At 70.3% G+C, this 10,983-nt stretch carries 9 protein-coding genes; 1 reads left to right on the top strand and 8 read right to left on the bottom strand.

Going from position 1 to position 10,983, the window contains the following annotated elements; translation table 11 throughout:
* Positions 1-236 precede the first annotated feature (236 nt).
* Complete coding sequence (locus ACIBEJ_RS30475; protein ID WP_397186302.1) at positions 237-959, bottom strand: ATP-binding protein; 723 nt, start codon at positions 957-959, stop codon at positions 237-239.
* 283 nt (positions 960-1,242) lie between these two features.
* On the opposite strand from ACIBEJ_RS30475, the gene ACIBEJ_RS30470 reads away from it, so the two are divergent.
* Positions 1,243-1,632 (top strand): hypothetical protein, encoded by a 390-nt coding sequence (locus tag ACIBEJ_RS30470; protein WP_397186301.1) that lies wholly within the window; start codon positions 1,243-1,245, stop codon positions 1,630-1,632.
* Between the two features lie 285 nt (positions 1,633-1,917).
* Here ACIBEJ_RS30470 and ACIBEJ_RS30465 read toward each other — a convergent pair whose 3' ends face one another.
* From ACIBEJ_RS30465 to fxlM, 7 genes are all read right to left on the bottom strand, one after another.
* Positions 1,918-2,466 carry an AAA family ATPase gene (locus ACIBEJ_RS30465; RefSeq protein ID WP_397186300.1) on the bottom strand — a complete coding sequence of 183 codons (549 nt, stop codon included), beginning with the start codon at positions 2,464-2,466 and terminating at the stop codon, positions 1,918-1,920.
* A gap of 475 nt (positions 2,467-2,941) precedes the next feature.
* Positions 2,942-4,093: a hypothetical protein gene (locus ACIBEJ_RS30460; protein WP_397186299.1), complete on the bottom strand. Its 1,152-nt coding sequence runs from the start codon at positions 4,091-4,093 to the stop codon at positions 2,942-2,944.
* Between the two features lie 2 nt (positions 4,094-4,095).
* Positions 4,096-5,064: a thiopeptide-type bacteriocin biosynthesis protein gene (locus ACIBEJ_RS30455; RefSeq protein WP_397186298.1), complete on the bottom strand. Its 969-nt coding sequence runs from the start codon at positions 5,062-5,064 to the stop codon at positions 4,096-4,098.
* Positions 5,046-6,221, bottom strand: coding sequence for a lanthionine synthetase C family protein (locus ACIBEJ_RS30450; RefSeq protein ID WP_397186297.1), 1,176 nt, complete (start codon positions 6,219-6,221; stop codon positions 5,046-5,048). The genes ACIBEJ_RS30455 and ACIBEJ_RS30450 overlap by 19 nt, the downstream gene beginning before the upstream one ends.
* Complete coding sequence (locus ACIBEJ_RS30445; protein WP_397186296.1) at positions 6,218-9,298, bottom strand: lantibiotic dehydratase; 3,081 nt, start codon at positions 9,296-9,298, stop codon at positions 6,218-6,220. Before ACIBEJ_RS30445 ends, ACIBEJ_RS30450 begins: the two co-directional genes overlap by 4 nt.
* A gap of 83 nt (positions 9,299-9,381) precedes the next feature.
* Positions 9,382-9,579, bottom strand: coding sequence for an FxLD family lanthipeptide (locus ACIBEJ_RS30440; protein WP_397186295.1), 198 nt, complete (start codon positions 9,577-9,579; stop codon positions 9,382-9,384).
* Positions 9,580-9,642: 63 nt separating this feature from the next.
* Positions 9,643-10,875 carry a methyltransferase, FxLD system gene (gene fxlM, locus ACIBEJ_RS30435; protein ID WP_397186294.1) on the bottom strand — a complete coding sequence of 411 codons (1,233 nt, stop codon included), beginning with the start codon at positions 10,873-10,875 and terminating at the stop codon, positions 9,643-9,645.
* Positions 10,876-10,983: the final 108 nt, after the last annotated feature.

Below are 10,983 nucleotides of genomic sequence, written 5' to 3'. Positions count from 1 at the left end.
CGACGAGGCTGACACGGCAGGGTTCGGCCCGGGCGGGCTGGGCGGTAGGGCGTGCTGTAGCTCATGTGGCCCGGTCGCGCTGATCATCACCTGCTTGCCGCGCAGCGCCAGCCACCGGTACCGCACCACCAGGAAAGCCCAGTCAGGCCAGCCGCGGCGCAGGTCGGCGAGCGCGTGTCGCGCCCACGGCTCCTGCCCGTACGCGGACACCTGGTCCGCGTTCTTCTTCAGCTCGCCTACCACAGAGCCGCGGAAGGGTCCAGGCAAGCGCCCTCCTCTCGGCGGCTGGCGCCGGGTCTATCGGCCGGAAGCAGATCCAGGACGGAGCGTGGCCCCGGCACGTCCGCATCATGCTCGGTCGCGTGAGCAGCCGTCGTGTCGTGCGAGGCAGGTCCGGCCGCCACCTCGGCGAGAACGAGTTCCGCCCACACCGCGTGCCCTGTCACCTCGTTACCCACCACCCCGGTCCTGGCCGCAAGCTTGGCGACCCCGGCGAGGCCCCGGCCCCCTTCTGCCGCCTCCGGCAACGTGCCGGGCGCGCGCGAGAAGTCCGGGACAGGGCCGCCACCCAGGTCGTAGACCACGATCCGCACCGACTCGGCCCCGAGCAGCACCTCCAGCACGAAGACCCCTCGCTCCCGGCCCGAGTCGGAGTGCCGCAGCGCGTTGCTGACCAGCTCGGCCGTCACCCACACCGCGTCCTCCACCCGAACGGTGTCCGCCAGCAACTGGCCCACCATCCGACGAGCCAGAGCCGACTGGTCACCTCGCCCAGGGAAGGCGCGCCGCCACGCCATCCCGGCCCAGAGCTGTCGCGCCCGGAACGTCGACATCGTCAGACCTGGTGCCAGGTCCGGGAACTCCTCCACCGCAAGCGGCTCCTGCCGGAGGCGGATGGTCGGCGGGGTGAGAGGGTTGCTCGGCTTGGCCAGGCTCGTGTGCTGCGTACGCGTGTCCATGCTGCGTGCTCCTTCGGTCGGCGTCCCAGCCCGGTGCCGGGATCGGCCAGCACGATCACCCACCTCCGCGCCCGAATCACACCCCCAACCCGCCAACCGCAACCCACACCGGCCCGGCCTGCGGCAATCCCATCACCACGGCGCACAACCCCACCGCCAAACGCACGCCGACTACCCCGCACCCAGACTGGAGCCCCTCCACAGAGCCCAGCTACCGTCCCCCAACCCCGACCGAACAGGGGCCCACCGCGCACCCGCGCGCCAACGGAAGGGACGTCAGGCCATGTCAGGCACCGGATACCAAACTCTGCTGGACTGCCGACGCCGCAGCCGCTACCTGCGCCAGAACGGCTTCACGACCAGCCAGATCGCCCTCATCCTCGCCCTCGACCACCCCGCCACACCGCTGCGCCTGCACCGTTACGCCACCGGACTCACCGCCACCCAGACGGTCGAGGCATTTCACCGGCTCGCCGGCACCGCCGGAGCAGGGCTACGTGAAGCCCGCCTGTATGACCACGAGATCTGGCCCCAGGCAGGCCGGCGCCCCTCCATCTCCACGCTCCGCCTGCTGGCCTGCGTCTACGACACCCAGCCGATCCACCTGCTCACCGCCGAGATGCTGGCCGACTACCCGGCACGAGACCAGCGCGCCCTACGTGATAGCGGGTGAGGTCCCGGTCGTCGTCCCCAGGACCTCACCAGCTCTCCCCGCGGGCAATGGTCAGCGCAGGAGCTGCTCAAACACCTGCCGAGCTTGCGAGCTCGGCAGGTCGCGTCGATCTCCGCCAGCCGCTCGGTCAGCACTCGAACGTAAGCACAGCGCACCAAGGACGACTGCCGCGTTGGCGCAGTTCGGCACAGCAGCGGGTGGCAACGTCACACCGGTCGAATGCACCACTACGGGCCTCGCCCGGATCGAGCCTGTCGCGTGCGCCGCATCCCCTTCTCGGTGAGCTCACATAGCTCCCGGCCGAGGGGACCCGCTTGGCGTCGATGCCAAGCCCGACGTCTGGAGGATGTGTTGGGTGGCGCCCTCGACCGACAGGCTGTGGTCCAGGAGGTGCTCGTATCCGCCGGGCAGGAGATCGCGTTCCTTGAACCACTCGGCCATCTGCTGGGGAGTGAACTGGGATCGCTGGGGGCGCGTCTCGTGCCGGAGGAGGGTCTCCTCCCAGGGCACATCCATATAGAAGAAGGTGGCCGGCCCCTGGTGGTCGCGCCTGAGGCCGTCGAGCATCCCGCCGTAGCGGCTGCCGGTCAAGATCCCTTCCAGAACCACATGGTGACCGTGAGTGAGAGCATGGAGGCAAATTGTCTTGATCAAGCCGATGTTGACCCCGCCGGGCACGTCCAGCTCGCGGAGCATCTCACGGCGGACGACGTCCTGGCTGACGATCGCGAGCCCGCGCTGACCGTACGCCTCACGGATGGCTTTAGCCAGGGTGGTCTTCCCGGAACCAGAGTTGCCACGGATGACAACGAGTGAGGTTTGCGTCGCGGGCATCGCTACTGCTCGATGAGTTTGGCCAACCTGGCCGCGCGCAGCAGTGTCGGGTCCGCAGTGTAGCTGACGGTGGTCTCCATCCTCGTGACGATAGGGGTTGTACGTGCGGCCGGGTGGCAGACACGACCGCCGGTTCGGTAGCGCCTCACCGGAGTGAAGAGGAGCCGGGATCGTCCAGGTCAAGCTCCTCGTGCCCAGATGGTGGAGTCGGCTCACCGAAGCAGGCGAGCAACCGCGCGACCCAGGGCCAGCGCGGTGTCCCGCCGACCGGAGCGAAGCCATAGAAGCCGCCGTCAGGGCTAGGAGGGAAGTCCACGACGTCACGCCCTTCCCGTGACGGATGCCCGGATTGTGGCCGTGGGACGATGCTCAGCGGTCGCCGTCCCACGGCCATGCCACCGGGACCGGGCCTCGCCCGCTGGCGGATGTGCCGTGGCCGACGTCTGGGTCCGCAGCCACGGCCTGAGGGTGGCCTCTAAGGCGACCGCCGCCCGGCCGTAGCTGACGTGGATGGGCTCAGGGCGCGCTCGATCGCCGTCTCGGCGATCCGTACAGCGGTGAGCAGGTCGGCCATCAGCGGGCCAGGGATGGCGCCGAGTCCAAGCCCGGCAGCCTGCACCGCCGTGGTGAGCGCCGTCTTCTCGGCCCTGATCAGCATCGCCGCGCATCCAGAGTGGGCGAGCAGTTCGCGGGCGACGTACCCATCTGCCGCCGCGAGGGCGTCGCCGATGAGGCGGGTGTAGGCCGGGCCGCTCTTGGCCGGGGCGGTGCGGGAGACGAGCTCGACGACGGCCAGGCCGAGGCGGGCCTGGAAGACGGCGTGCCCCGGCGGCGCGGGCCTGCTGGCGAGGTACCGCTCGATCATCACGTCGGTCTCCTGGTGGCTGGGCCGGTCACCAGCCAGGCGGCAGAGCACGGTCAGGCAAGCGGCGACCTGCTGCTCCCATGGCTGCGTGATGGTGCTCTCCTCCAGCACGTCCTGCGCTGCCTGCGTCGCGCCACGCAGGCAGTTGGCGACGATCACGGCCTGCCGCCCTTCCATGAGATGGTCGCCGACCCCTCTGTTCGCTTTAGCGTGGGTGACCGCTTCGTCCCACCGTCCGGCCAGCGTCAGGGTGCGAATACCGTCCGCGACATATTGCCGCCAGGCCCACTCGCGGAGCTTGTGTCGCTCCTCCTGGGGGCCGGTGAGGCCAGCCAGCGGTAGAGTGCGGCCCTCGACCGCCAGCTCGGTGCATTGCATGATCGCCCGATACATGGCATCCAGCAGCCGCATCGCGTGCTTTCCGGCGTCGGCGCGGATCTGCAGTCGGGCGAGGTTGTGCACGGGTTCAAGCATGTACCGCGCCTGCCGCGCGGTGAGGGGATGGCCTGCCTCGCGGTAGATGTTGATGTGCTGCCAGCACAGGTCCTTTGCCAGCTCTGGCAGGCCGCAGTCGCTCGCCACCAGCGCGGCCTTGTTGAGCGCATGGGCACCCTCGTGCAGCCGATCGGCGCCATGCCGCTCGGCTGCCTCGGCGATGCCGACGATCTCGGCAACGCGGTCACGGAGTGGCGGGCAAGCAAGGCGGGCCCAGCCGACCAACGGGAAGCGTCGGGCGGCGGCGCGCAGCGTGGTGGAGTCCATGATCAGCTCTCGGGCAGGAAGGCGGCATGGGCCGCGCGGGAGAGGATGCCTTGCGTGGTGGCCGACAAGCCGAGCCGGTTCCAGTGGAAGATCAGAACGTGGGCGAGGAGCGCGCGCAGCCCGCGGTCGAGGCGGCCTTCGTCGGCGGCCCGGCCGAGCTGGTTGCCAGCGGTTTGCCACGCGGTAAGCCAAGACGAGGCGAACGCGGCGGGCCCACCAGCAGCGAACGGCTCACTGTCGGCTTGGGCGGGGATGGCCACCAGGGTGCGCATATTGGCGGTCAGCTTCTCGATGCGGCCGGTGTCGGCGTCGGTGGGTGCGGGCCGCATGCGGGCCACCCGGGCGAAGACGTCGCCTCGCTCGAACCAGTCCAGTCCCGCCGCCTGCAGCAGGGCGTTGATAAGCACGATGGACAGCTCACGACGGCCGATATCAGGACCGTTCTGGCGAGCGTAGGCGAGCACGCCAAGGCTGTCGCCGCAGAACAGGTCATGCGCGGCCTGCGCACCGTCCGGGCCGCCGAACGCGGCGGCTTCCGGCTCGTATACGGTCGGCCACCAGCGGGTGAGCGCCCCGGCTGCGGTCAGCTCGTGGAGCACTTGGTCCACGACTGGGATGTCGGCGTCGCGCAGGCGCAGCCGCCACCCGGGCGGTTTGCGCAGGAACCACCACCCGTTGATCGCTCCGCATGCGTGGAGCTCCTCCAGCCGCGGTCCGAGCTGGTGGGCGCCGACCTTCTCGGCGGTGTCGGGGTCGGCGAACTGGATGCGCAGCTGGTACCACCCGGCCTCGGCGCGGCGTTCGAGCGCTGCGAGCCCGGCGGCCCGGTAGACGAGGACAGCTTCGTCGAGGTCGCCGGGACGCACTCCAACGTCGGCGGCCGCAGTGTCCAGGTCTGCGCCTGCGAGGAAGGAGAGGACGCCGACGGCGAGTTCGTGCGGTTCAGCGTGGGTCAGGCGATGAGCAGACATGCGTCCCATCCAGGGCGTCTGGCGGTGGTGTGTCGTGCTGTTTCCAGGGCCAGGCTCACCCCGGCAGGCCCGTCGAGCAGGCCCTCGGCGTCGTCCAGGTCGGCCGCCGCGTGCTGGGTGAGCGCGGCGGCGAGTGCCGGGAGACGGTGGCCGATGACCGGGGTGGCGGCGTCGAGGGAGGCCCGGTAGGCGGTCTGATAGACCCCGGCCATTCCATGGCACAGCCCTGGGTCGGTGATCTTCGCCAGGTGCTGGCCTGTCAGGCATTCGGCCATGGCCTTCTCGGCGACTCCGCGCCTGACCGGGTCATCAGTGGCGAGGCTGGCGAGTTGCTGTGCACGGGCGATCCCGGCGGTGCCGTAGCACCACGAAGGCCGACCTGGGCCGGTCTGGGCGGTGCGGCCGGTGCGCAGGTCATCGCCGGTGATCCACTGTGGCCACCAGGTTCCCTCGGCCGTGTCTTGCCGCCATCGGTCGAACCATCGGTCCAAGGCCTCGATCGCGTCCCTTTGCCCGGGCACCGAGCAGTCGCGCAGAGACGCGAGGGAGAGCAAGGCCAGCAGCCCGGCCGCGCCGTGCGCGAGGCCGAGATTGATGTGCCCGCCGGGGGTCGGCAGGAGTGGATCCGGGTCGTGGTCGACCCACCAGCCCGGCAGCTCGACGCCGTCCACGCGGCGCGGCCTGGTCAACGCGGTCAGATAGGTGAGGACAGCGCCGAGCAGGTCGCTGCCGGGTGCCCGCAGGAGCAGCAGTGCGCCGATCCCGGTCAGGCCGCGGAACAGGTCGTACTCGGCGAACGCGGCGGGTACTCGCCGCCTCATCCGTTCTGCGGCGGTGGCCAAGCGGCGCTGGGTCAGCCGGGCGACGTGCTTGTCCAGGGTGCGGGCCGCCGCCTGGTAGCGGGGGTTACCTGTGCTGGCGGTGTGCAGGACGAACGCGATGGCCGGTGCCCCGTAGTAGAGCCCGGCGTGTGGTGCGCTGTCGATGGGGCTGGCCGTGGCCTGCCGAATGTGGGCGTGGGCGATCTTCCAGTCTCCGGTGCCGGTAAAGGCTCGCTCGATGTGCAGGAGCGCGGCCGCGGCGGTCGGCTTGGTGAGGGACTGGCTGGCCGTCTCGTGTTCGGTGAGCTTCACCGGTGCGGGTGCCGGGCTGTTCACAGGGCACCTGCCAGGGCGAGACAGCGCAGGGCGGCTGCGCGGGCGAGGCGGCCTGTGGTCTTCTCGAAGTCGGGGTCGACGCCGAGGGCTCGCACGTGGTGGTCGTGCAGAAGGGTCCGCAGCACGGTGGCCGGGTCGCGTTGCTCGGCGAGCGTGCGGTGATAGGTGGTCAGCGCCGTATCTCGGGTCCGCCATGCGGCTGCGATCGTGTCGCCGCCCGGGAGGGAGCGTATGGCCTGGTAGTCGCCGGTGGGGTTGCCCCAGCGGAGCGCGTGGTCGCGAAGGGTGCGGTCCAGGGGGCCGGTCGGCTGTTCCAGGCAGCCGAGCAGCGCCCGGTAGCCGGTGGTGGTGTTGGGTGCGAACGCGGCCGCGAGGTGCGTCATCGAGGCGGCGGCGAGCGCCTGGCCAGGAAGCTGGGCAGCATCCGCCGCGGTGATCTGCGCGATGGCGGCCTTGGTGTCGGCGGCGAACACTTGCTCGGCTGCCGCGAGCGCGGCGGCTTCGCCGTACCGGCCGGGTTGCTCGGGGTGGGTGGTGACGGTGAGTTGCGCGGGCAGGCCGAGCGTCTCCAGCCGGGAAGCGAACGCGGCCAGACGCGCCGCGACCTGCCCATAGTAGGAGGGGTCGGCGGGGCGCAGGAACACGGCGAGGTGCTGGTCGGCCTCCAGCCGGATCATGTCGCGGTGGCGGCGCACCCACCAGCAGGTGACCAGGTCGGCGAGCTCGTCGGCGAAGGTCGGCAGGTGGCGGGCCAGGATGTCGTCGAACCGCGCCGGGTTGCCGACCAGGCGGGCGCACATCAGCGCAGCGGCGCCCGGGGCCGCAGTCGCCGGGAGACGGCGCTTCGGCGGGTCGAGCATGGTCATGGGGATGAGTAGCTCGGCCGGGCGGCCGATCCAGTCCAGCCTGTTCGGCGGGTGGTCTTCCTGCAGCTCGACCTGCCCGGCCTGCTCCAGCCGTCGCTGAAGGATGGCGCGGTCCATCGGCTGTTCGAGGTCGAGAGGAAGGCGCAGGTCCTCGTGGCAGAGCAGGACCCGCGCCGGGGTGTGCCACCGGGCTCGCCACGTCTGCAGCGCCTTATGCCAGTCTTGCCCGGTGCCGGGTAGGTCGGTGGCGGTGAGGAGCCAGCGGGCGGCGGCCAGGATGGTGCGACGGTAGCGGATGCGCGGCAGGTACGTCAGGGTGCGCGCGGCACCGTGGTTGAACGGCTTGTAGACCGCGCTACGGGCGTCGGCGACCTCGGCGAGGAACCGGGCCAGCGGCGGGATCTGGACGGTGGTGTCCAGTGCGTGTGGCATGAGGGTGACGACTCGCCGGCCGGTGGAGCGCTGCACCAGGTACATGTGGGCGGAGTCGGCGGTGACCGCGAGATCGTCGACGCCGATCGTGTCGCCGGTCGTGCTGTGGCCGGGGTGTTCGCCCAGGTGCACGACGTCGAGGACGAGCGGCGGCACCCGTGTGAGGTTCTCGTTGCGGGAGCGGCGGGGCGGGAAGGAGAGCTGCACCACCACGGTGTCGCCGGTGTGTTCGGGGCCGGTGCTGTAGGAGGCCGACAGCCGGGCACGGTCGCCTTCCTCGAGCAGGTAGGCGAAGCGGCCGGTCATGCTGGTGTGGGCCTTCGGGTTGGCCACGATGCGCAGGTCGAACTCACCGCGATCAATCGCGTCGGTCGACGGGGCGGTCAGGGCGACGCCGAACTCGATGCGCTGCGGCAGCACCATGGTCTCCGGGTCGCCCACGGTCAGTGCGGTGATGTCCGCCTCCGTGAGCGTCACCTCCTCAGCCCAGGTCAAGGCAGCTTCCTGGATGAGGGCCAGCAGGACGGTGTCTCGGTCGGTGACCATACGCCAGGTGGGCCGGGCGCGGGCTGCACCGAGGTAGCCGGTGGGGAAGCCCAGCCCGGAGTCGGCCACCAGCTCCTTCACCGGGACCAGGGCGCCGGGCCCGTAGCGGGTGAGGAACCGGGAGTGGTAGTCCATCCACGCCGTACGGCCGAAAGGTTCCGTGGACAGGCGCAGCAGGACGGTGGCGGCTTGGGCGGCCTCCTTCAGCACGATCTCGGGGATGGTGATCCGGGCGTCGAGTTTCACGTCGGTGACCAGTTCGGCGCACGGGGCGAGCGCGGTCATTTGCATGAGGATCTGGGCATGGAGCGCGGCGGCCCGCTTTGGGCCGGTCGCGTTCTCCGTGTTGTGGCGCGACAAAAGGTCGCGGATGCGTTCGAGGTGGAGCAACAGCCCGTTGATATCGGCCAGCTCGCCGTCGACGGCGTCGCCCCGGACGTGGTGCAGGACGTCGATCAGGTGGTGTAGCGGGTCGGCGGCCGTCATTGGCGGACGCAGGCTGGTGATCAAAATGCGCTGATCCACCAGCGTGTGCAGCAAGGCCACGATCTTCCCCGATGAGGTGCCGGGGAAGCGCGTGCTCAGCTCGGCGGCGAGCTGATCGAACCGGACTGGTGTGGCCGCGGCGGCGAGCACGATCCGCACGGGCCGGGTCAGCCGCACCGATACCTCGTGCACGGGGCCGGGAAGCCGGGCGTCGCCTTGGGCACGGGTAGCGACGATGAAGCGGCCGTCGCGGGCGATCCCGAAGCTGTCGGCGATCACCCTCAGGTGCGGCAACAGGCTGCGCTGTTGCTCGATCTGGTCGACGAGACGGGTGACCCAGTCGGCGTTCACCCGCGCGTAGGCGTGGTGGCGGGCGCCGATGTCGGCTCTCGCGGGCCCGATGGCGGCTGTGGCGATTCCGGCGAACAGCCCGAACGGGGTGGGGCGGCGCTGCCAGCGCAGCAGGTAGGAGACGGTGGCCATGATGGCGCGGCGCAGATCGCCGGTGCCCGTGGTGGCCGAACCGAGCAGGTCATCGACGCGGGCGGTGAGATCGGGGCTGGCCATCTGCAGGGCCTCGCGTACCTCGTCGCGAGCCCACACCTTCTCCAGCCACGTCCGGCCTTCCTGCTGGATGGCGGCGGGGTCGCGCAGGTCGAGGCGGGTGGGTAGTTCGAGGTTGCCCGGATCGGTGCTCGCTCGCACCATCACCAGGCCGGTGTGCCGGTAGCGCGGGGGGATGCTCATCGTGATCCCTCTCCCGTGGTCGGTGGTGAGCCGCGCCGCCGGCGCCCAGACGGAATGGTGGGCGTCGGCGGCAGAGAGCGGGTTCAGGAAGGGTCGTTGGAGCTGGTGGTGCAGGCGCTGGTGCTGCATGAGGTGCCGCACCCGTCGCTGGTATCGCACATCATGATCACCAGCGGCGTGGTGGCCTCCACGACACGCATGTCCAGCTCGAACTCCTCGTCGGCCGCGACGTCCGCGGGGTCGAGGACGTCGGTGGCGTCGAGGGTCAGCGTTGGAGCCATCGGTTCACACTCCTCACAAGGGGGTTGGGTGTGGGCAGCCTGACCGGCCCGGTGGGCGGTCGCTCAGCCGGTGGGCCAGGAGATCGTGACAAGACCGTGGGTCTTGGAGAGAACCGCCGTACCTGCGGGCAGGTCGCTGGGGGCGTGGCCGGTTGGCCAGTAGGCGAACGTGGGCTCCGGCCGGTTCCTGGCCTGCTGGTCCCACGCCTGGATCTGCTCGACCATCGCGGCCGCCGCCTCTTGGCCGTGCGGCCCATAGGCGCGGGCCCCGAACTCTGCACCGGCGCCTTCCAAGGCGGGTCGCACGGCCAGGTAGGCGAAGGAGTCTCCGCGCACCCCGGCGAACGGGAACCACCACTTGCGCTCCTGGGCGAGGTCGGTTCCCTCTCCGGCGGCCACCTTGCAGAACCCAGGAAGGAAGGACGCGAACCACAGGTGCAGGTCAGCGAACGACACACCGTTCGGGGTCGTGACGCCGGACCACACATCGATACGGTCACTTGCGAGAACGCCATCCAGCAGGGTGGGATCGTCGGGCGCCTTGTCGTCGAACCGAAGCACTACGGCGTGCCCATGGGCGTCGGTCAGCCGGAACTCCCGGTCGGCATGCTGACCGTCGCCCTGCATAGGGACGAACCCGCACACCACGGCGGACGCGCTGACGAGGTGGTCGTTCTCGCGGCGGAAGGCGATGGAGCGGCTGACGCCATTCATCCGCAACGGCACCACCAGCGTGCCGCCGGGGGCCAACTGGTTCAGCCACGCAGGAGCAAGGTCCCACGCACCGACCGTCACAATGGTCGCGTCGAACGGCCCGAACCCGGCGATCTCGTGCTGGGCATCGGCCGTGATCACCTTGACCCGCTCGCCGTACCCGGCGGCTTCCAGCAGCTCGGTGGCGCGGCCGGTGACCTCGCGGTCGATGTCCACGCTGATCACCTCGCCATCCGCCCCGACGATTTCGGCCAGCATCGCCGCGTTCACACCGCCTGAGCCGATTTCCAGCACGCGCATGCCCGGTTCCAGGTTGGCCTGCTCGATCATCGCGACCTGGATGTAGGCGGCGCTGACGGAGGAGATGGCCGTGCCGTTCTCGTCCTTCTTGGTCACCACCGCACTGTCGGCCTGGTAGGTGACCTCCAAGGGGGTGTCGGCCGGCACAAACGCATGCCGGTCGACTGTCCGGAACGCCCGGTCGACCTGAGCCGACGTGATGTGCCCCGCCGCGGCGAGCTCGTCCGCGAGCTTGTCCCTCAGCTCGGCGGCCAGCGCCTGGTCGATGGTCTCGTCATTCACTGAACGGTCTCCCTGTGGTTGGTCTTCTGGTTAACCGGTCTTGCGGCGGGGATTGGTGCGGCGCGCGTTCACGGTGTCCGGGTCGAACATGCCTGTCCAGGGGACACG

Source organism: Nonomuraea sp. NPDC050790 (assembly GCF_044456745.1).
Classification (GTDB): Bacteria; Actinomycetota; Actinomycetes; order Streptosporangiales; family Streptosporangiaceae; genus Nonomuraea.
This window is presented reverse-complemented; position numbering and strand designations above follow the sequence as displayed.

Excerpts from the sequence above, each read along its gene's own strand:
- ACIBEJ_RS30475 (WP_397186302.1), bottom strand. The coding sequence starts at position 959 with ATGGACACGCGTACGCAGCACACGAGCCTGGCCAAGCCGAGCAACCCT.
- ACIBEJ_RS30470 (WP_397186301.1), top strand. The coding sequence starts at position 1,243 with ATGTCAGGCACCGGATACCAAACTCTGCTGGACTGCCGACGCCGCAGC.
- ACIBEJ_RS30465 (WP_397186300.1), bottom strand. The coding sequence starts at position 2,466 with ATGCCCGCGACGCAAACCTCACTCGTTGTCATCCGTGGCAACTCTGGT.
- ACIBEJ_RS30460 (WP_397186299.1), bottom strand. The coding sequence starts at position 4,093 with ATGGACTCCACCACGCTGCGCGCCGCCGCCCGACGCTTCCCGTTGGTC.
- ACIBEJ_RS30455 (WP_397186298.1), bottom strand. The coding sequence starts at position 5,064 with ATGTCTGCTCATCGCCTGACCCACGCTGAACCGCACGAACTCGCCGTC.
- ACIBEJ_RS30445 (WP_397186296.1), bottom strand. The coding sequence starts at position 9,298 with ATGAGCATCCCCCCGCGCTACCGGCACACCGGCCTGGTGATGGTGCGA.
- ACIBEJ_RS30440 (WP_397186295.1), bottom strand. The coding sequence starts at position 9,579 with ATGGCTCCAACGCTGACCCTCGACGCCACCGACGTCCTCGACCCCGCG.